Here is a 19,499-nt window from a genome sequence, read left to right as displayed (position 1 = left end):
AAGGTTGGTAGCCGGTCTGATCCCCGCGCCGGTCTATGTGGGTCAGGCCGCATCCCGCGCAGCCGCATCCTTCGCCGCTGGCTTGTTGCCGGGTTTGCGCATCCCCGACGCCCGGAAGCTGAATGCCTGCCGTGCACGTGGGCCGTTGGTGTCCACATACGGCGTCACCGTCAACCCCTCAAACTCCACCGGGCGAAACGGCGTCCCGTTCAAGATCTCCGGCGGCACCGGCTGCACCTCCGCCGCGATCTTCACCGTCAACTCACGCTGCCCCTTACGAGCCTCCGGGTCGGCATCCATCACCGGCACCTGCCACACCGGCAACCCGCTGACCTTGTCCCGCTTCTGCACCCGGTTGTCCCGCGTCGACGCATCAAAATCCGCCTCCGCCGTGACCTCACCGATCACAAACGCACCATGCGGAAACACCACACCAAACTCCACCGGGATAGCACCCTGCAACGCCATGACCGCCTCCGGCAATCGCTCCAGGAGCGTGAATCGCTCCACTAGCAACCAGTACACCTAAAAGCGATTCGCTTGTCAAGCGATTCACTACCGGGACTTCGCTTCTGGAACGAGTTGTGGGAACATCGAACCCGTGATGACTTCTTGGGATGCGGTTATTCGGGGCCTGTTGATGGAGGCTCGCCGCGCGGCCGGTGGAGCTTCGGCCCTGGCGGCCGCGTTGAAGGATGCGGGGGTTGGACCGGAGTCCGGCGCCTACTCCGAGTCTGCTGTGAGCAACTGGATCAAAGGCAGGACGAGACCACCGGCCGATGTCGTGCTGGCATCCGCCGCGCTTTACTCATTGTCGTTGGATCAGCCGCTCGGGGTAACCGAGCCCGCGGCCAAGGTCGAGCTGCCCCAGACTCCCGAAGGCGACGAAGTGGGCGAGCTTCGTGCGGCAGTCACCCGACTTGAAACGCTCGTGAACGCCCGAATCTCACCCCGAGGCGGCCCCATGGACGCGCCAGCGGTGAAGGACATTGTGGCGGTATATTCGACTCGGGAAGAGACCCAGGCAGCAATGCCGCTTGTGCGAACTCTCGCCGCAGCGGATCGAGCCGACGTCATGGGACTAAGTCTCAACGCAGTCTGCCAAGGCATCTCAGACGTCACGCTCGCCGAACTGATCGAGAACGGTCTACATCTGCGGTGCCTGTTCCTCGACCCAGACGGCACATCGATTCGGGCGCGTGAAGACGAAGAAGGTATGCCAGCCGGGCACCTAGCCGAGTTGACGCGTACGAACATGCACGCACTTCTCCGGCTCACCGACCAGCTGTCGCCGCAGGCCGTCGAACGGCTCCAGATCCGCACCTATGACGAGACTCTGCGCTTCAACATCACCATCGTTGACGGCTACCGCGCGATAGTGCAGCCCTATCTCCATGACGCCCGAGGCCTGGACTCACCAACGCTCGTCATCGAGGCCAACGAACACGAGCCCCACGGCCTGTTCCCGATCTTCGGACACGTATTCACCCAAGCTTGGGACGCCGGACACGATGTTCACGCGTGAACACGCCTCGACTGCCGCCATCGACCAGGCGCTGGAAATCCTCGGCCGAAGTCGCGCACTTGAACGCACATACAAGTCCGATCGGGACTACGCCACAGCCACCGACTTCGCCATCGAAGACGAGCTGCGCACGCTCCTACGCGACCTCACACCTGACATCGGCTTCCTCGGCGAAGAGCGTGGCCACAGCGGGCCACCAGATCCCTACTGGTGCCTGGACCCGATTGACGGCACCACGAACTTCAGCCGAGGCCTACCCAACTTCGGAGTAGCGCTGGCGCTCATCGAAGCAGACACCCCCGTACACGGAGAGATCGCCCTGCCCGCCCACCGCGAACGGTACGCGACGCGCGACGGCCGGGCGTACTGCAACGACAGATCCATCCGTGCCAGCCAGACAGAAACCGTTGATGAGGTCCTGGTCGCAGTCGGCGACTTCGCCACCGGCCCCACCAGCAGTAACAAGAATCGACAGCGGTTGGCGACAATCGCCAACCTCGCCGACAACGTAGGCCGCATCCGGATGCTCGGGTCAGCCGCAACCGACCTCGCATGGCTCGCGGCCGGACGAATCGACGCAGTTGTTGTGCACTCCAACAAGCCATGGGACATGGCCGCAGGCATCGCACTCGCCCAGACCGCCGGTGCCATCGTCACGCACCACGACGGCAGCCCGTACACCCTGACCGGGCCGGACGTCCTGGCTGCCGCCCCCAGGGTGCATAGCGCGCTGGTTGCCCTGATCGGCGCATGAAGACGGTTAGAGCAACAGCCCCAGAAAGCAGTAACCCCGGCGGCATGCAAAGCAGCGGCGACCGGGGTCTTCGTCATTAAGTATACGGAAGGCAGCACGGATGAACAACCGCCGCCCTGACGGTCTTGAACGGGCACTCTCCCGAGAGCGCCTGTCGCCCTACCGCACGCATGTCGGTGGCGACCTTCAAGCCGCCATCTCACTCTATGAGTGGAATGCCACTATCTCAGCCGCCTTCTGGCTCGACCTTAGCCACATCGAAGTGCTCGTCCGCAACGCCATGCATGCCCAGCTCACGGCCTGGTGCATCACGACGCACGGTCATGACCGCTGGTTCGACGACCCCGGCCGCGTCCTGACCCAACACCACCGTGAGGACATCCTCACCGCGCGGAAGCGTCTCAAACGCACTGGAAAACAGGCCGACCCCGGCCGGATAGTCGCCGAGCTCAGTTTCGGCTTCTGGCGCTACCTTGTGGCGTCGCAGTACGACCGCACTCTCTGGAAACCAGTCCTGCGCCATGGCTTTCCACATCAGCCGCGCCGCAGGCCGCTACACGATTGCCTCACCCGTCTTCACCGTCTTCGCAACCGCATCGCACATCATGAGCCGGTATACCGTATGCCCCTCGAACAACACCTTGCCGACCTCAAGACTCTCGCTCGCTGGGTCGACCCGGACCTATGCGCCTGGATCACATCGCAGTCCGAAGTCGCGGCCATCTTCACAGAACGCCCCGCCTAACTTGCCGAGTTGACCTCTTAGAGATCAAGGCGGCGCTGACGCGCCGCACCGCCCGGCCTGCGCCGGGCGTGCGGCCTGGCGGCCGTTCCGGGCGCGACCGGGCGGCCTGGTCGCAGTATCGATACCTACAAGAGCCGAACTGAAAGCTCGCCCAATCGGCATCCCCCTCGTTGCAGCCATCCTCTGAGCATCGCGTCCCGCGTCAAGGGCAAAGTCGCTTCGCGATCTCGCAAGCTCGACCCTTGACCCGGCCCGCTCCGCCCACAGGACCGGCAGCTACGAGGAGGACGCCTCAGAATGAGGGCAGCCAAGAGGAGCACGGCTCAGCACCCCCCATGATCTGCCGCGCTGTCAGGCAAAAAGCGGCCCCTGGCCGACGCCACCGGCCGGGACCACATACGTCCCCTTCGCAGGCAGCACCACGACCAGGCCGCGCTCACGCAGTTCAGCGACCGCGCGGCGGGCAGTGCCAAGCGATACGCCGTACTCCTCGGCCAACGCCCGCTCGCCTGCCAGTCGCCCATCAGGCGAGAGTTCACCGCAGCGGATACGGGCCTCGATGTGATCAGCCACTTTCGCGAACAAGTAGCCCGGACCACCCCGATCAGGTTCGAACGGCTTGACCGGTTCGCGTGTCATCGCGCTCACCGCGCGGCCGGTTGGTTGAGGAGCTGGTGGGCGCGTTGGTGGGACACTCCGAGGATGGTGCCGATGTCGCGCAACGACAACCCCTCAGCCGCCAGCGCACTAACAGCGGCGCGGCGAGCGGCGGCAGCCTCACGATTCGCCCACGCAGCAGTGGTGCGCAGCTTCCACGCCCGAGCGATGTGATCCCTGACCGCATCGGGCAGCAGCGGCTGCACATCAACGGTCAGGTTGGCCACCGGCACACCCACAGCGGACGCAAGCACGTGCCGTTGACGTCTGGTGGCCTGGGCCAGAAGACGCCCACGCGTACGTACGTGCGGGTGCTGGACACACTCGACAATCCAGAGATCATCGTCACGTCGAGCAGTACACGAGAAGGTGTGTAGATTCTGATGCACGGCCGGAACCTCCTAGTTAGGTTCGGTCGAGGCCCCGCCACGGAGGTGCTACTCCTGGCGGGGCCGCCTGAACTGAAGTCCTCTTCTGTAGAACGGGTGCGCTCGCGTGCCCGATACGTGCCCGATCGATCGGCAAACCCGGGACAACAACGGTCACATGCGGCCAGCGGGCGCATGTTTACCAGCGAGAATGCCGCCACAGCTCACGCCATCCGCGCCAAGTCGGGTCGGACGTTATCTTCCAAGCTGGTTGTGCCGGTTCAATCCCGGTCACCCGCTCCACAGCAAAACAGCAGGTCAACGACGCACCAGGAAAGCCCGGCCAGTCAGACTGAGCCGGGCTTTCGCATGTCGTGGGCCACGCACGGGCCACAGTAGTGGTCATTCGGAGTCCTCCCCTTCGCCGTCGTCAGCGCCAGCCAGGGCATCCATAGCGTCGGCGATTGCCCGTGCCGCCGCTTCTTCAATCACGCGGATTCGCAGATGCAGAGTTGAAGCGCCGCATCACCGGCAAATGGTCGACTGGACCAGTCGCTGAAGCGCTCGACGAGCCGAAGGCCGCCGAGTGAGAGGAGCAGCGGCAGCTCTTGCGGGAAGATGCTCCTGATTTCCAGCGGTGCGACGACGAAGTCGGGCTCGGAGCTAGTCGAGAGGTACCACGTCCCGCGAGTCACTTGCGCGGGCGCATCGTAGACCTCAGCGACATCGACGCTAACGTTGCCACGGTCAGGGTCCAAGAACGACAACGACTCCCGGGTGCGACGCACGCCATCGGCTTCAGCAAGTAGGCGCACGCTTGGGTTGAACACATCGAAGACCAATCGTGCTCCAGGTGCCAGGTGTCTTCGAACCGACCGGAAGCAGCTCACCAGATCCTCAGCCTCATGCAGATGCAGTAAGGAATTGGCTGCGATAAACACGAAGTCGAATGTGCGGTCCAGATCGAAGGTTCGCATGTCGCCCTGCACCCATTCCACCGCTACACCGCACTCGTTCGCCTTGCGCTGAGCCTCAGCCAGCATGTCTGACGAGAAGTCCAGACCGACGCACGGATGCCCGTCGGACGCGATGGGGATCAGCTTGTGCCCGGTGCCGCACCCGAGTTCGAATACGCGCCCGCCTCGCCGATTGGCCTCGGTGCGGTAGAAGTCGACCGCGGGCACGCCGCCCGGGAACATGAGGTCGTACAGCGTCGCGTGCGAGTAGAACGCTTCACTCATGAAACGCCTCCTCCTTCCGGCTCATCCGCAGTTGGCTGTGGTGGCCTGCTGATTCAAACGTGTCGCCATCGGCGTGTCGGCCGATGGCTGGGTAGCAGGATACGAGCCTCGTATTGCCGGTAGTTGCGGTAGCGGCGCCCATGCACTTGATCGCGGTGTTCGCGGCGCATGCGGTGGGACGACGTGGCGCTCATTCTCGTCACGCAAGTTGATGCCGCCATGCGCGAGGTTCCCAGCCAGCGACGAATGCGTCTTCGAACGTGTCGTTCATCGAATGCAACCGCGCATCCACGCGACCGCCGCTTCGTTCGGCATCCTTACGTCATCTCAACGGAACAAGGCTCTACGTTGAGATGACGTAAGGATGCCGATCACACCAACTCGCGTTGAGATCTCGCACTACATGACAAAGAATCACGAGTAGATTTGATATGTGAACCTCACGACGTTCTCAAACAGCCCCATCGGCTACGGCGCAGTCGTGACCCAGCGCCGTCCCGGATGCCGCGCGGCACCGCGCGTTCAGTGACACCGTCTCGCCCGCGACCGGTACCGGGTGCAGTCCTTGACGAATGCACGGCTGCTCTGCGACAGTGCCTGCACGGCGGCGACCAGTCGCCGAGCTGTGGAACATCCACCCCAGCCGGGGTTCCATTGGCGAAGGGGAAATCGCCCTCTCGGTCGTCGACGTCACAAGCCATTCTCCAACACCGCGTCGCTGGGGGACGAAGGTGTTCAGATGAGGCTTGTTCCCATGACCAGGGACGCCAGCTTCAAGAAGGTTGTCCGGCGCCACGCCCAAGAAACCGGGCAGCGCTACACCGAAGCGCTGACCGATCTCGAGGGCCTCGGTACCCGCATGAACCACGAACCCGCCGCTGACCGCCTGCTCGCCCATCTTCGGGATTGCTACGGCATCCACCCGGTCGCGGCGACGAAGGTCAGTGTGCACAAGACCTACGTCTTCCGCATCGACAGGCGTGACGGCGACCCGTGGATCGCGCGTGCGTTCCCTCCCGCCCGTCCGAGGGCCGGCGTCGAGGGCGACGCCGCGATCCTGCGATTCCTGGAGCGGCACGACTACCCCGCGGAACGCCTCGCGCTCGACGGCGGTGCTGGATCTGAGTTCGACGGAAGCGCGGCGCGGTCAAGTACGCCGATCTCTCCCCCATCGCGAGCGATTCGCGCAGATCCGCGCCCAGATGCGCTCGGCTGACGACGGTCACGGCCTTCCCGAGGCGTTGCTCCACGGCAACCTCCTCCACGCCCCCGATCACGCCGTCGTGAGCGAACACGGACCCGTCGCGATCAACTGGAAGGCGTCTGGGCGCGGTCCGCGACTCGTCGACTTCGCCTACCTGATGTGGGGCACCTGGCTGAATGAGGAACTGATCGACGCGGGCGTCAACGCATACCGGCGACACGTCGAGCTGACCGACGAGGAACTCGACCGACTCGGGGCGGTGATGTGCATACGGCCGCTGTACCTCATGGCGTTCGACTATCGGCGTTACATCGATAGGCACCACGGCGGTGAGGTCGAGTGGTTCGATCCCGAATACATCCGCGCCGCTGCAGCCGCGACCCGAGCCGCGTTCCACAAATGATCAGGACCTGTCTGAGCGTTGGGCACGCCCGAACGTCGCGCGGGCCGACGCGCACCGGGCTCGCGTCTTCGAACGTGTCGTTCATCGAATGTAACCGCGCGTCCACGCGACCGTGGGGTCCTCATCAGGATGGATCCCGAGAACCGCAGTTCGTGCCTCGTCGAGGATCTTCTGCGACCAGACAGGCCGATACAGCTCCACCTCGGCGATTCTCAGCAATGTGTCCGCAAGACTGATCGGCACAAGGACGCACGCGTCCAGCACGACGACGAACCTCGACACGTCAAACTGCCGGCTTCCCGCGAGCCTTGCGCAACGCCTGCGTGTACGCCTCGGACGAAGCGTCGTACAACCCGTCCTCAACAGCCTGGCGAGTCATATCATCAAGCCGAGCCCGCCGTTCCTGACGCCGACGATCACGGTATGCAAGGACATCGCTCAGGCGAACCCGGCGGTGCCGGCCAGGTTGCTCGTATGGGATCTCGTGCTCGTCAAGCAACTTCACCAGCGTCGGACGACTGGTCCCCAGGAGATCCGCTGCCTGCTGGGTTGTCAGCCGCTGCTCCAACGGCGCCACCGCGATGGCCTTACCCGCCTTCATCGCAGCGACGACCTGCACAAGCACTTCGTACACCTCCAGCGGAAGCGGCACCTGCTCACCGTCAGGCCCGACCAGCCCCGGGGGCTCGCTGTGCCGCTTCAACAGGCTGGCAAGCCGCACCATTGCCGCCATATCGCTAGGCGGAAGCACAATAAGCTCGTCGTAGCGGGCGCTGTCCTGTACATCCGTGTTGATAGCAGCCATCCTGCCGAGCAAAACGAAAAAATCGCAACAACTAGGCATCATCCCGGGCGTTGTTCTTGCATCCCCTTCTCAAATTACCGCGAGGAGTGGCTCGGCTCGCGGATGAATCCCCGACGAGCAGGTCCCCAGCGCTCACCGAGCGCAAGCTTCATCCATCATCAACCGAGGTCGCTTAAGCGATTCTCATCAGCATCCGCGCCGGGGACGGCAGACTTCGGGCTCATCGACCTCCGGACGGTAGCCTGTCGCAGCGTGGTCGGCAGTAGAGACACTCGGTTGGTGATCTTGCGCGGCAACTCCGGCGCAGGAAAGTCGACGGTCGCCCAGCAGCTCCGCCGACGACTCGGCCGAGGTGTGGCCTGGGTCGAACAAGATCATCTTCACTGGACACCGGCCCGAGAACGCCACCGCGCTTCGTGGCTACATTGAGGCGTTGCGGCACCATCGCAACCGCGAAGGGGGTTCTGGGTCGCCAGCGCTGCCCCCGAAGCCGCACAAGATGCCGCCACCGGCACCGCCCCTCGCGCGTGATACATAGTGTGAGATACACTTGCTGAGATCTATGCGAAGGGGTATCCGAATGTCTAAGACTCAGATTGACATCGACGACGACCTACTGGCGCAGGCCGGAGAGATCCTCGGCACAACGACGAAACGCGCCACGGTCGAAGCCGCGTTGAGAGCGACGACGGCCAAGCACGCACGTCGTCGGCTGGGCGACCTTATCGCCGAGTCGGACATGACACCTGCCGAGCTTGACCGTCAGGCGGATGAAGCGTGGCGCTGACGGGATATCTGCTCGACACCTCCGTCATACACCGCTTGGCCACGCCTGAGGTCGGCGAGCGTGTCGAAGAGCTGGGAGTCTTGCGCCCCCTGTACCGCTGCGCCATTGTCGATCTCGAGGTGCTCAGAAGTGCCACCTCGGCCAAAGACTACGATTCCCGTCGAGCTGCTCTGGTCAGCGGTTTCACTGAGCTGCCAATGACGCACGAGGTCATGACGCGCGCACTCGGAGCTCAGCGGCAGCTAGCCAGCAGAAGCCAGCATCGTGGAGTCTCACTAGCCGACCTCACCATCGCCGCGTGCGCCGACGTCAACGACGCCGCCGTCTTGCACTACGACGCTGACTACGACCTGATCGCCGAGGTCACTGGGCAGCCGACAGAGTGGGTTGTCTCGGCTGGTTCGGTAGCCTGACCCACTCAGCCAGACCAGCGCCACTAGTCGACAGGCGGTGCCCATCGAAGGCTCGCCACCGCAGCAAAGGCCAACGCCGCGTCAATGTCGACGTCCCCACCTGGATGATCCCCTCCCGGGACCTGGAGCACGACGACCGGGCGTCGCCCGCCAGTCCATCATCAAGATCTGGATCGCCGAACGCATCGAACAACAACGGGGCACGGCCGCTTAGAGGAACGTGTCCAGGAGTCTCCTGCGTCGTGCGATTCGCGTGCGATAAGGCCCAGCCAATCAGAAGCCTGATCGGACAACCACGGTCACCGTTCGCACTGGTCAACGGCCCAGCACCTGGCTTGGCGCCGTTCTTCCAAGCTGGTTGTGCCGGTTCAATCCCGGTCACCCGCTCCACGCGCTAAGGCCCAGGTCAGATGGTAGTTTCCGCTGATCTGGGCCTTCATCGTCTCACCTCCTCTCAGCCCTTCGTGCCTGTTACGTGCCCGATCGAGCGCCGACGAGCGGCGACGAGCGGCGGACCTTCGTCATCGTTGCCTGTCTCAACGGCCTTGAGACCTGCGATCAGCGTGTCCAGACCGGCCGCGATGGCGCGGTCCCGGTCGCTGGTGGCGTGTTAGTAGATCAGCGCCCTCGCGCTGGAATGACCGAGCCGTCGCATCAGCTCACGCAGGCTGGCTCCAGCAGCTGCGGCAAGAGCACTGTGGCAGCACTGCTCAAGGTGTTGGCAGCCCATCCGGATGCATTCGGCGTCGGTCCCCGCATGTCATGGGATGGTGAAACTCCGATGCCCGGCGAGCTGAGCGACAACACCGGCATCTACCTCAACCGTCTTCACCCATGCTGCGCGTTGATTCCGAACGCCCCGCTCTTTCGTGATATTGCCGAGCAGGTCGGACTCTCGTGCGCTCGCATGCTGTACGCCGACCACGACGAGTATCTCGACACCTTCGAACTGATGACTAGAGTCATGCGAGCGCACGGGCGCCGTCACGTCATCGCCGACGACAAACTGATCATTCATGCCTTCGCCGTCTCCTATCCGGACGAATCCAGCAGACTGATCCCGGCGAAGGGACAGCGCCGTGAGAGGTGGCTAACCACCATGCGGGCCAGCGTCTGACCGCCACTCCGCACCGACAAGCCCCCCTCACCTTCTTTGTGGCCCTTGAGCAAGGGCTCTGGTCGCCAGGCCCCGGCCCCCGATGACCGATCAACTCTTCCAGCCAGCCTCACTGAGAACCCGATACGAAACCCATCACGGCCAGATCTGGATGGACCACCCCGTACGCGTCATCGCCGACTCCGGCGATCAGTTCGCGGCCCTGCTCAGCCCAGGCTCGACTTCCGATTTCACGATGATGATCACACGCCCTGTTGTCCGCGCCAGACCACGAGTGTAACATGTTGAACATGAGTACACACAGCTTACGTGACCTGCGTAACCAGCTCGGCTCGATCGTCCGTGAAGTCGCCACGTCCGGCGAAGAAGCCATCATCACCGACAGCGGCTCTGAGGTGGCCGTCATCGTCTCGATGGCGGACTACGAACGCCTACACGAACACGCAGACGTCGCCGACGCCTTGCGCCTTCGGGGACTCCGCGCCGAGGGCTTCGCCGCCGTGCCATTGTCCGAGATGATGGAGGCCCTCGGCGTCAGTGCCGATGAGGTCATAGCCTCGTGAAAATTCAGTTCCACCCCGACGTTCTGAAGCAGCTCCAACGCCTACCACGCGATGCCTTCGAGACCGCGCTACTTAGGATCATCGACCTGACAACGGAACCGCGCCCGCACGGCGCGAAGAAGCTCGCAGGCAGCGACCACGATTGGCGCATCCGATTCGGGCAGTACCGCATCGTGTACGAGATCAACGACGCTGAACGAACCGTGACAATCTTCACCGTCGCGAAACGTAGCGACGCTTACCGCTAGCGCCCTGCGCCCACGAGACCATCTCTGGCGAGCAGGACCAGGCCGCCGTATCCGCCGACTCGCCGCCGAGCACGCCGCTCCTGACGCCGGCGATCACGGTATGCGAGGAGCCGATGCCCCAAAATTGAAGGCGGTTCTGTGCCAGTTTTCACGCAGAGATCCTCCCTGCCTCCGAGTCCGCGCGGAGTATCACAGGCCTCCTCCGTCGAAGGACGGAACAAGTCACGATCCACCACTCCTGTTCCCGGTAAGCTGCCCGCGTGAGCGGAGAACGCGAGGAGTTGGCTCGGCTGGTCGCGGAGCTTCCCGATGAGCAGGTACCGCGTGCGCTCGCGGAGATGCGTGAGTGCCTGCGTGCAAGCCGAAACCGGCCTTGGCCACCGGCGTGGTTCGGAAGCACGGGCGGAGACGGCACCGCCGTCGGGGCAAACAGCGAAGAGCACCTCGCCGAAGGGTTCGGCCAGTTCAAGTGATCGGCTGCGACATGGCCCCCGAGCGCGGTCGCACTGAGGAGTCGGCATGGCCAGCCTCATTGAGCAGTATGCCGACCTACCTAATGGCCACCTACCTGGACCTGGAATCCAACGATTCTCGCAACCTCATCAGCCTCTTTATGAATGTGGATCGCAGAACGCGGTTCGCCATCCAGGGGTCTCGAGTAGGTTCAGAGCCCATTCGTACTCCGGGCCGCGGAGTGTGGTCAGTTCCAGGCGGCTGGACGGGCCCAGGTAGGCGAGGTCGCGCAGGAATGTCAGAGGCGTCCGAAGGATCGCGTAGGGAAGGGCAGCGCGTTCGGTCGGGCTGAGCGGCACGGTGACGGCGGCGTCGTAGAAGTCGACCAGGTTGCGCAGCGTGGCGATGCGAGCCTGAGAGGTGTCGTCGCGACCAATGTGTTCGTTGATGAAGAACAGGGTGACGGCCAAGTCGTCGACCCGCGGGCGTTCACCGAGGAAGTCCATGTCGAGGAGCAAGGTGAGCTGGTTGCCAGAGATGTAGACGTTGCCGGCCCAGAAGTCGCCGTGGACCAACTGGCGGGGCAGCTCAAAGCCTCGGGACTCTTCGGTGAGTGTCACGGCTAGCCGCTCGGCGGCCTTGAGGTAACTCGCCTCCTCCGGGGAGAGGTTCCAGGCGCCGATGCCGGCGATCATGGGTGCAACTACAGCATCGGCTTCGAGATGATTCGCCATCGGAGGATTGGCCGCTGCCGGCGAGGCAGACACGGCGCGAAGGTCTTCATGGAGCCGCGCGAGCCACCGGATGCCAGCGTTGATCGCAGGCCAAGTGGTCATGCTCGTGCCGCGTGGCTCGACGTACCGCTCGACCTCCACGAGGCGGCCGCGCCATGGAGCCAGGCCCCTGTCCGATCGAGTACGAATCGTCTGGGGAATGGGCCAGCCCTGGCCGCGGAGATGCTCACGCACCGCCTGCACTGCCGTAAGCCGGTCCACATCGACCCACTCTGGTGAGACCCGGACGACGAAGGCACCTTGGGCGGCAGAGACCTGCATATTCAGGGTTGAAGTTCCCGCCGAGGTCGCGCACGAAGCTCACCTCGGCCAATGGGTACTCCCGGCGGACGAAATCCAGCCAGTCCGCGGTCGCCACCGCTCGTACCCCGCTCACAGCCTTATCCTCACGGTCATCCCGAAGCCAGGGCAACTTGACTCCCCGGTAGCCCACATTGTCGGCCAAGGTCGCGGCATCTCCACGGGCTGCCGAACCCCAGATTTGCCGACCGGCCCATCCGTGTTTTGTCGATCATGCGACCGCGAAGCATGAGTCAGGCGCAACCGAACTGAGGCGACCTAGGGATCGATACATCGAGTTGGAGACACTACCGGGTTACGCCCCGATGAGGCCTGCCCGTGGCGGTCCGGTCCGCGGGATTCGGGCCGGTGATCAAGCACGGCACGATAGCCACGTTCAGTCGAGCCGTCTGTGCGGCTAGGGGTTTCTCCGGGTAGGCACCAGATCACCCGCCGACAGGGGTTGCCACCAGAATGAGTAGACCCGGCCCACGAGGGGGCCGGGCGGTATGTGTCTCTGGTATGACGCGCTTCGCGCCAACGTGACAACTCGAATTACGAGCCGGGTGGCCGATGGAGACGCCCGACTGTTTGAGGGTGCTGAGACGTCCGCGGCGTGAAAACTTGACTTCAATACCGTCAGACCTGATTCGCGGCTGTTCTCGCGGGTTTCTTCAACCTGGCGGTATTGAAGTCCCGTTGGGCACAGGTCCAAGTAGTGTCCGCCCGAGACCTGCCCTTCAAAGACAATTTCTAGTTGAGATCTCGCGCTACGCGCGCCACAGCCAGCGGAGCGCGTCGGGCAGCAGCACGCCACCGTGATTCGGGCTGTGGCCACCATCGCCCAAGACGAGACGGAAGTCATAACCCGCTTCGGCGAGTGCCGCGGCCACCCGCAGGTTGTTCGCCAGCCAATTCCACTCCGGTTTATTCCAGCCCAGGTCACGGTGGCCGGCCTGCAAGAAGATGCGAAGCGGCTTGCGCGCAGTCTTGGGAATCAAGTCCGGGTACGGATTACCTTGCGGCATCTGCACGAAGCTGGACAGGAAGCCGATGACCCGGCGGAATCTGTCCGGGCGCAACCATGCGGCCGTGAATGCGCAGTTGCCGCCGCTGCTGCCGCCGCAGATGCCCCACCGGTCAGGGTCCTCGGTCACCGAGTAGCGTTCCATGACCTGCGGGATGATCTCACTGAGCAGGAAGCCGACGTAGCGGTCATCGAAGGCGTCGTACTCAACGTTGCGGTTCTTCCGCCGCTGAGCATCCGCGACATCGTCATACACGCCGGGATCGACGAATAGGCCGATCATGACCGGGATGTCACCGCGGTGGATGAGATTGTCCAGGACGATGCCGCCGCGGACCTCCCCGTCGGGGTCGAGGTACAACCGGCCGTCCTGGAACACCATCAGCGCGGCCGGCTCCGCCGGATCGTAGGATGCCGGCACGTGGGCCCAGAACTTGCGCGTGGTGCCCGGATAGGTCGTGCTGTCTGTCCAATGGAACTCGACCGTCTCGCCAGCAGGCACACCCGGCTGCACCACCGAATCCGGGCCGTGGGCGTATCGAACATCCGACTGATCCACCGGGATCGGGCGATAGGGCACCTGCGTGGTCACGGGCGTCAGGGTACGGACTACCGAATTGCCGAGCAATCGACTTTCGCGGCGCCGGCGCAGCCTAGGTCACTCGGCTCCCACTGCAGGGACGACCCCGGATGAAGGTACGTTCAGCAGCGACTGAACCGAAGCCGTGACGACATAGGCCACGTCGGCGCCGTCGAGACGGCCGCTGCTCTCCTCCTCCGAGGCGGCATGCAGGAGATGGTGCACGGCGCTGACCAGCCAGGACATCGGCAGGTCGGTGCGGAAGACCTTCTCCTCCTGGCCCCGGCGGATGAGTTGCTGGACGCGCTCGGCCGGGGCAGCATGCAGCTCGCGGAGCCGCCCTGCGGGCAGGACTCCCTGCGCCGCTTGAAGCAATGCCGCGGACTCGGCGACGAGAGACCAGCTGGATTCGAGCAGCCGCGCCAGCGCGTCACGCGGATCGCCGCTGAGATCGACGGCGGACAGAGTCTCCTCGCCGGCACGCAGGGCCTCGACGAGTGCCGCCTCGACCAATGCGGCGCGGGTCGGGAAATGGCCGTACAGCGTCATTCGCCCCACACCCGCGGCCTTGGCGATGTCGTCAATGGTCGCGTCCGGGTCCTGGCTGAGGCACGTGCGCGCCGCCGCGACGACGCGGGCGATGCTGCGTTCAGCGTCGGCGCGACGACGCGGGCGTGGTTCGGCAGACGGCATGTCACCAACTGTAACTCGTACGGGAATACACGAGTTAGACTCCCAGTTCTTAACTCGTACATCGAGATACGAGTTACGGCGGGAGGCCGATCATGAAGCAAGACCAGGCAGTCGAGGCACGCGCGCCTCACCCCCTGCGCTGGCACATTCTGGGATTCCTCGGGGTCGCTCAGTTAATGCTGATCCTGGACATCACCGTGGTGGCGATCGCGTTGCCGCACATGGAGATGGATCTGGGTCTGACTCGCGAGGCGCTGACCTGGACCGTGAGCGTGTACGCGCTGACGTTCGGTGGTTTGATGCTGCTGGGCGGGCGGCTGGCCGACCTCGTCGGAGCCAAGCGGGTAGTGCTCACCGGACTGCTGGTGTTCACCGCGGCGTCGCTGGTAGCGGGGCTCGCCGATTCCCCCAGCATGCTCATCGGCGCACGTATCGCTCAGGGAGTCGGGGCGGCGCTACTGTCACCGTCAGCGCTATCACTGGTCGTCACCCTGTTTCACAACGACGAGCGCAATCGCGCACTCGGAATATGGTCCGCACTCGGAGGTGGCGGCGCGGCACTCGGTGTGCTGGTCGGCGGCGTTCTGACCGCTGGCCCGGGTTGGCCTTGGGTCTTCTTCATCAACATTCCCATCGGATTGGTGATCGTTGGCGCCCTCGCCCGCATGCTTCCGCGACAGGTCCCCGCCGCGCCTCGCGCCCGGTTGGACATCCTTGGTGCGCTACTGGTCACCGCAGCGTCAGGCACGTTGATCTATGCGTTCATCGCCGCGGGCGAGAACGGCTGGCTCACAGCCACCACCGGGTGGCTCGTCGCGCTCGCGGCCGTGGGGTACCTGGCGTTTGTGACCTGGCAGAAGCGGGCCACCTCGCCCCTGATGGACGTCAGGCTGCTCGCCCGGCGCCCGGTGGCAACCGGCACATTCCTGATCTTCCTGGCAACCGCGCTGATGATCGCCGTGTTCTTCCTCGGAACGTTCTACTTCCAGCACGCTCGCGGGTACGGCGCGATGCAGACCGGCCTGCTGTTCCTCCCCGTCGCCCTGGCGACAATGGCCGGAGCCAACCTCACCGGCCGGAGCATCGCACGCCTCGGTACCCGCACGCTGGGCGTCGTCGGCCTGCTGGTCGCGGCGGCCGGGATGGCCATCCCGGCGCTGTCGCTACACCCGGCCACCGTGGCGGTCGGGGTGTCGATCGCCGCCTCCGGCACCGGCGCGATCTTCGTGGTGGCATCGGCGACCGCCCTGGGTCAGGTGGCCCCGCACGAAGCAGGCATCGCATCCGGCATCGTCAGCACATTCCACGAGTTCGGCGCCGCCAGCGGCGCAGCCATCATCTCCAGTGTGGCCGCCGTCAGCCTCGTGGACAACACACTCGACGGCTTCACCAACGGCTTCGTCGTCGCCGCGATCGCCGCGGCCGTGGCCGCTGTGGTTGCCGTCAAGCTGACCCCGCCGAGACCGGCTCACGACGGTTCAGCCTCACGGTGACACCAGCGGTTCGGCCTGGTAAGCCCGGTGCAGCAGTTCGACGAAGGACTGCGCACCGGGCAGCGGCACCGAGCCGATTCGATGCACCGGCACACCAGGTGTCCAAGAGTTCATGACCACACCACCGGACAACCCCGGCAGGTCGGCCACCGTGACCTCTTGGACACGCTGGGGAACGTCGAGACGGTCCAGCTGACGGCGGACAATGCCCATCGTGGTTCCAACCAGCATGTCGGCCGCCGGCCAGATCACCGTCGAGCCGTCCCAGAAAGCCAGGTTCCAGATGGTTCCCTCGCCGAGGCGGCCATGGCGGTCGACGAACGCGGCGTCGTTGAAACCCTGCTGCACAGCTCGGCGGCGAAAGTAGGCTTTGGCCACCTCTCCGACGTGCTTGACATCCGGGAGCACACGTTCGTACTCCACCGCCGCGAGCGTCAGCGGTCCTTCCGGACCAGAGGCGGCCGGGCGGGTGCGGATCAGCAGGTCGAGCCCGGCGTCCGCCTCGCGGGCAGTCAACTCACCGGCCGATGAGTACACCGTGGCCGTCAGAGAAAGATCGGCCGGTCCCGCCTGCAACGCCCGCCTTAGGCAGGACCGCACCCAATCGTCGGAGAGAACCTGACCGAACATCTCCATTGAGGCATGTCGCAGCCGCTCCAAATGGAGGTCCAGGCCCCGTATGTGACCGCCGCGCACCTGCATGGCAGTGAAATGGGCATACCCGGCGAACGCAAGCGGCGCCAGTTCGGCCGCGCTAGCTTCCTGGCCGTTTCGATGCACGACATATGACGTCATCTACCGCTCCAAGCACCTGCGAAATGTCGTTTCATGGGCTCCTGAGCCGACGCCCGAAATCGCACACACATGCGCCGGCTCACCTACCAGCGGTGCTGGCCCGGACGATGAGCTCCGGGTCCATGGTGATGGTCCGGTGCTGATGAGACGCGCCGGAGATCTCCTCCAGGAGGAGCCTGGCGGCCGCCCGCCCCATGTCGACGCCGGGCTGCCCAACCGTCGAGATAGGTACAACGTGGTCGGCAGCGAAATGGTTGTTGTCGTAGCCGATGACGGCGATATCGCCCGGCATCTCCATTCCTTCGTACATCATCGCCTGCACAGCGCCGGAGGCCAGAGCGTCGGCCGCCGAAACGAGCCCGTCAGGCCGGTCGCCAGGCGCCCGGGCCGCGATGCCCCGCCCGACGTCCAGCCCGCGCTTCACCGTGAGTTTGTCCGTCTCAAGCAGTTCAAGCTCGACCACGCCGGCTTGTTCGGCCACCGCACGACGCGCGCCGGACAGCCGCTCAGCGACGGCGCTCAACGTCAGCGGCCCACCGGCGAAGAGCAACCGCCGGCAGCCGATGTCGATCAGGTGCCGGGTCGCCGTATACCCGCCGAGTTCTTCGTTGACGACGACGCCGCAGCTCTCACCGTCCACGCCTGGCCAGTTGACATACACCACGGGCGTGCCCCGCTGCCGCGCCGCCTCGGCCCGCGTCATCGGTGCGTCGAGCGGCGCCAGCAGGATGCCGGAAACCCGCGATTCCTCGAACAGCTCGATGTAGGTGCTCTGTTTGGCGAGGTCGACATCGCTGTTCGCGAGGAGGATCCGCACACCGGACTGATCCATCACCTCTTCGACTCCGCGCGCAATGTCGACGAAGTAAGAGTTGGCGAGGTCAACCGTGACGAATCCGATGGTGTTCGCGTGACCGACGGCGAGAGAACGGGCTATCCGGTTCGGGATGAACCCCAGCTCGGCAATGGCCGCGTTCACCCGCTCACGTGTCTTGGCGGTCACGATCCCCGGGTTGTTGAGCACGTTCGACACCGTCCCGAGCGAGACACCGGCATGCCGCGCGACGTCCTCCATCACGGGGTTGGCGCGATCACGTCGCGCGGGCTCAGGTGCGGTATCGGTCGACATCGTTTAGCACGATACCTCTCGGGAGGGTTGCGGTGAGGCACACATGGCCCTAGATTTGAAGCGCTTCAAATTGAACCCATTCAAGGAGGAATGATGGCTCGCTCCCGAAGGACGGCGCGCACCAGCGCCGGAGTGGCAGGATTGTCGATGGCCTTGATCGCCGCCTGCGGGGGCGGCGACGGCGCGACCGGCGGCAGTGGTGAGTTCGATGTTCTCATCCACGTCGAGAACACCGACGTACCCGCTGTGCTGGAGACTCTCGCCGGCGGAGCGTGCGCCGCGGAGAGCGAGGCGGCCCCGGTAACCGTTGAAACGGTGCCCCAAACCAACCTCGATCAGCAGCTGCAACTCCTGGCGGGCCAGGACGGTCTCCCCGTGCTGTACGCGGCGGGCAATGCTCCAGCGCTGACGCAAACCCTGGCCGAGTCCGGGCATGTGCTGGACTTCGAACAAGCGCTGAGTGAGCTGGACGCAATCGAGCACATCCAGCCCGCGGCCGTCTCCACCATCGAGGCGCTCTACGGCGGGTTCAACGCGCTTCCGCTGGAATACAACATCGAAGGCATCTGGTACAACACAGCCCTCTTCGACGAACACGGCGTGTCCGTACCGGCAACCTGGGACGATCTCGTAGCCGCGGCGAAGACATTCGCCGAGGCCGGTGTCGTTCCGTTCTCGGCCAGCGGCGACCAAGGCTGGCCCATCACCCGGCTGATCGGCAACTACATCTTCCGCAGCATCGGCCCGGACGCCTTACAGCGGGTCGCCGACGGAGAAGCCGAACTCACCGACCCGGAGTACGTCGAGGCAGCACAAGCTGTCGCCGATCTCGGCGAAGCCGGATACTTCGGCCGCGGCGTGGGATCGATCGACATGGACACCTCGACCAACGAGTTCCTGAACGGCAACGCCGCCATGTACTACATGGGCAGCTGGGCACTGAGTGATTTCGCCGACGAGGAGCGCAACGCGATCGGTGCGGAGAACATCGCGTTCATGCCGTTCCCGGATGTGGCGGGCGGTGCCGGCCACAGCGGCCAGCTAGCCGCCAACGTGGGGTTGCCGCTCACCATGAACGACCGGAAGTACGACGACGACGCGAGCGCGTGGCTGTCCTGCATCGCCGAGAACTACGGCAGCACCGCGCTGGAGGAGCGCAGCCGTATCTCCGGGTTCGCGGTGAACACGCCGGTGGACGACGTCCCGCCGCTTGCTCAACAGGTCCAGGAACAGATCGAGGCGACCGACGAGACAGTGCTCTGGTTCGAAGCACTCTTCAGCACCGAAGCCACCATCACCAGCCAGACAAACGCGGCGCCGCTGGTGACCGGATCGATCTCAGCCGAAGAGTTCATGCGACTGGTGCAGGACGACCTTGACTGAAGCGCGTCCTTGTCCCCTGCCAAAGCAGCGCCCAGCGCTGCAG

Annotated in this window: 24 protein-coding genes and 1 pseudogene; 13 read left to right on the top strand and 12 right to left on the bottom strand. The window is 64.6% G+C overall.

Features of this window, described 5'->3' with window-relative positions; all coding sequences use genetic code 11:
- Window positions 1–42: 42 nt before the first annotated feature.
- Complete coding sequence (locus F7O44_RS17560; protein ID WP_222851453.1) at window positions 43–483, bottom strand: hypothetical protein; 441 nt, start codon at window positions 481–483, stop codon at window positions 43–45.
- 121 nt (window positions 484–604) lie between these two features.
- Here F7O44_RS17560 and F7O44_RS17555 point away from each other — a divergent pair, with 121 nt between their 5' ends.
- On the top strand, window positions 605–1,525 hold the full coding sequence (locus tag F7O44_RS17555; protein WP_246221207.1) for a DUF5919 domain-containing protein: 921 nt from the start codon (window positions 605–607) through the stop codon (window positions 1,523–1,525).
- The gene (locus tag F7O44_RS17550; RefSeq protein ID WP_162451589.1) at window positions 1,512–2,279 is read left to right on the top strand and encodes an inositol monophosphatase family protein; all 768 of its coding nucleotides are present in this window, start codon (window positions 1,512–1,514) and stop codon (window positions 2,277–2,279) included. The genes F7O44_RS17555 and F7O44_RS17550 overlap by 14 nt, the downstream gene beginning before the upstream one ends.
- A 226-nt stretch (window positions 2,280–2,505) precedes the next feature.
- On the opposite strand, the gene F7O44_RS30445 is transcribed toward F7O44_RS17550, so the two are convergent.
- From F7O44_RS30445 to F7O44_RS17535, 3 genes are all read right to left on the bottom strand, one after another.
- Window positions 2,506–2,802, bottom strand: coding sequence for a hypothetical protein (locus F7O44_RS30445; protein ID WP_246221192.1), 297 nt, complete (start codon window positions 2,800–2,802; stop codon window positions 2,506–2,508).
- Window positions 2,803–3,375: 573 nt separating this feature from the next.
- Window positions 3,376–3,663: a winged helix-turn-helix domain-containing protein gene (locus tag F7O44_RS17540; protein ID WP_162451587.1), complete on the bottom strand. Its 288-nt coding sequence runs from the start codon at window positions 3,661–3,663 to the stop codon at window positions 3,376–3,378.
- Window positions 3,664–3,668: 5 nt separating this feature from the next.
- Complete coding sequence (locus F7O44_RS17535) at window positions 3,669–3,935, bottom strand: hypothetical protein (protein WP_162451586.1); 267 nt, start codon at window positions 3,933–3,935, stop codon at window positions 3,669–3,671.
- On the opposite strand from F7O44_RS17535, the gene F7O44_RS31200 reads away from it, so the two are divergent.
- Window positions 3,936–4,058 carry a hypothetical protein gene (locus tag F7O44_RS31200; protein ID WP_281353597.1) on the top strand — a complete coding sequence of 41 codons (123 nt, stop codon included), beginning with the start codon at window positions 3,936–3,938 and terminating at the stop codon, window positions 4,056–4,058.
- 479 nt (window positions 4,059–4,537) lie between these two features.
- On the opposite strand, the gene F7O44_RS17530 is transcribed toward F7O44_RS31200, so the two are convergent.
- Window positions 4,538–5,290, bottom strand: coding sequence for a class I SAM-dependent methyltransferase (locus F7O44_RS17530; protein WP_162451585.1), 753 nt, complete (start codon window positions 5,288–5,290; stop codon window positions 4,538–4,540).
- A gap of 739 nt (window positions 5,291–6,029) precedes the next feature.
- On the opposite strand from F7O44_RS17530, the gene F7O44_RS17525 reads away from it, so the two are divergent.
- Window positions 6,030–6,506, top strand: a complete 477-nt coding sequence (locus F7O44_RS17525; RefSeq protein ID WP_162451584.1) for a hypothetical protein — start codon at window positions 6,030–6,032, stop codon at window positions 6,504–6,506.
- Window positions 6,493–6,897, top strand: a complete 405-nt coding sequence (locus tag F7O44_RS17520) for an aminoglycoside phosphotransferase/kinase family protein (RefSeq protein ID WP_162451583.1) — start codon at window positions 6,493–6,495, stop codon at window positions 6,895–6,897. The genes F7O44_RS17525 and F7O44_RS17520 overlap by 14 nt, the downstream gene beginning before the upstream one ends.
- Window positions 6,898–6,978: 81 nt before the next feature.
- Here the strand turns inward: F7O44_RS17520 and F7O44_RS29680 are convergent, their stop codons facing one another.
- Together F7O44_RS29680 and F7O44_RS17510 are read right to left on the bottom strand one after the other, a co-directional pair.
- On the bottom strand, window positions 6,979–7,179 hold the full coding sequence (locus F7O44_RS29680; protein ID WP_222851452.1) for a PIN domain-containing protein: 201 nt from the start codon (window positions 7,177–7,179) through the stop codon (window positions 6,979–6,981).
- A 1-nt stretch (window position 7,180) separates the two neighbouring features.
- Entirely contained in the window at window positions 7,181–7,702 is a 522-nt protein-coding gene (locus F7O44_RS17510) for a helix-turn-helix domain-containing protein (RefSeq protein WP_162451582.1), read from the bottom strand.
- A 580-nt stretch (window positions 7,703–8,282) separates the two neighbouring features.
- Between F7O44_RS17510 and F7O44_RS17505 the strand changes: the two genes are divergently transcribed.
- The 6 genes from F7O44_RS17505 to F7O44_RS17475 all read left to right on the top strand — a co-directional run bounded on the left by F7O44_RS17505 (window position 8,283) and on the right by F7O44_RS17475 (window position 11,303).
- Window positions 8,283–8,489: a type II toxin-antitoxin system VapB family antitoxin gene (locus F7O44_RS17505; protein ID WP_162451581.1), complete on the top strand. Its 207-nt coding sequence runs from the start codon at window positions 8,283–8,285 to the stop codon at window positions 8,487–8,489.
- Entirely contained in the window at window positions 8,480–8,902 is a 423-nt protein-coding gene (locus F7O44_RS17500; RefSeq protein WP_162451580.1) for a PIN domain-containing protein, read from the top strand. Before F7O44_RS17505 ends, F7O44_RS17500 begins: the two co-directional genes overlap by 10 nt.
- Window positions 8,903–9,683: 781 nt before the next feature.
- On the top strand, window positions 9,684–10,019 hold the full coding sequence (locus tag F7O44_RS17490) for a hypothetical protein (protein WP_162451579.1): 336 nt from the start codon (window positions 9,684–9,686) through the stop codon (window positions 10,017–10,019).
- Window positions 10,020–10,309: 290 nt separating this feature from the next.
- Entirely contained in the window at window positions 10,310–10,582 is a 273-nt protein-coding gene (locus F7O44_RS17485; protein ID WP_162451578.1) for a type II toxin-antitoxin system Phd/YefM family antitoxin, read from the top strand.
- Window positions 10,579–10,830: a type II toxin-antitoxin system RelE/ParE family toxin gene (locus F7O44_RS17480; RefSeq protein ID WP_162451577.1), complete on the top strand. Its 252-nt coding sequence runs from the start codon at window positions 10,579–10,581 to the stop codon at window positions 10,828–10,830. The genes F7O44_RS17485 and F7O44_RS17480 overlap by 4 nt, the downstream gene beginning before the upstream one ends.
- Before the next feature lie 260 nt (window positions 10,831–11,090).
- A complete protein-coding gene (locus F7O44_RS17475; RefSeq protein ID WP_162451576.1) occupies window positions 11,091–11,303 on the top strand; it encodes a hypothetical protein in 213 nt (70 codons plus the stop codon).
- Between the two features lie 138 nt (window positions 11,304–11,441).
- On the opposite strand, the pseudogene F7O44_RS17470 reads toward F7O44_RS17475, so the two are convergent.
- The 3 genes and pseudogenes from F7O44_RS17470 to F7O44_RS17460 all read right to left on the bottom strand — a co-directional run.
- A pseudogene (locus F7O44_RS17470) lies at window positions 11,442–12,350 on the bottom strand (phosphotransferase enzyme family protein); the annotation flags it as partial.
- A gap of 776 nt (window positions 12,351–13,126) precedes the next feature.
- Window positions 13,127–13,975 (bottom strand): alpha/beta hydrolase-fold protein, encoded by an 849-nt coding sequence (locus F7O44_RS17465; protein ID WP_162451574.1) that lies wholly within the window; start codon window positions 13,973–13,975, stop codon window positions 13,127–13,129.
- 66 nt (window positions 13,976–14,041) lie between these two features.
- A complete protein-coding gene (locus F7O44_RS17460) occupies window positions 14,042–14,656 on the bottom strand; it encodes a TetR/AcrR family transcriptional regulator (protein WP_162451573.1) in 615 nt (204 codons plus the stop codon).
- Window positions 14,657–14,748: 92 nt separating this feature from the next.
- Here F7O44_RS17460 and F7O44_RS17455 point away from each other — a divergent pair, with 92 nt between their 5' ends.
- Complete coding sequence (locus F7O44_RS17455; protein ID WP_162451572.1) at window positions 14,749–16,149, top strand: MFS transporter; 1,401 nt, start codon at window positions 14,749–14,751, stop codon at window positions 16,147–16,149.
- Here F7O44_RS17455 and F7O44_RS17450 read toward each other — a convergent pair.
- The gene (locus F7O44_RS17450; protein ID WP_162451571.1) at window positions 16,141–16,944 is read right to left on the bottom strand and encodes an aminotransferase class IV family protein; all 804 of its coding nucleotides are present in this window, start codon (window positions 16,942–16,944) and stop codon (window positions 16,141–16,143) included. The genes F7O44_RS17455 and F7O44_RS17450 overlap by 9 nt on opposite strands.
- Window positions 16,945–17,023: 79 nt before the next feature.
- Complete coding sequence (locus tag F7O44_RS17445) at window positions 17,024–18,073, bottom strand: LacI family DNA-binding transcriptional regulator (protein ID WP_162451570.1); 1,050 nt, start codon at window positions 18,071–18,073, stop codon at window positions 17,024–17,026.
- Window positions 18,074–18,166: 93 nt separating this feature from the next.
- Between F7O44_RS17445 and F7O44_RS17440 the strand changes: the two genes are divergently transcribed.
- Window positions 18,167–19,456 (top strand): ABC transporter substrate-binding protein, encoded by a 1,290-nt coding sequence (locus F7O44_RS17440; RefSeq protein ID WP_174255954.1) that lies wholly within the window; start codon window positions 18,167–18,169, stop codon window positions 19,454–19,456.
- Window positions 19,457–19,499 lie beyond the last annotated feature (43 nt).

Origin of the sequence: Phytoactinopolyspora mesophila, from assembly GCF_010122465.1 — a bacterium.
GTDB classification, from domain to species: domain Bacteria; phylum Actinomycetota; class Actinomycetes; order Jiangellales; family Jiangellaceae; genus Phytoactinopolyspora; species Phytoactinopolyspora mesophila.
This window is presented reverse-complemented; position numbering and strand designations above follow the sequence as displayed.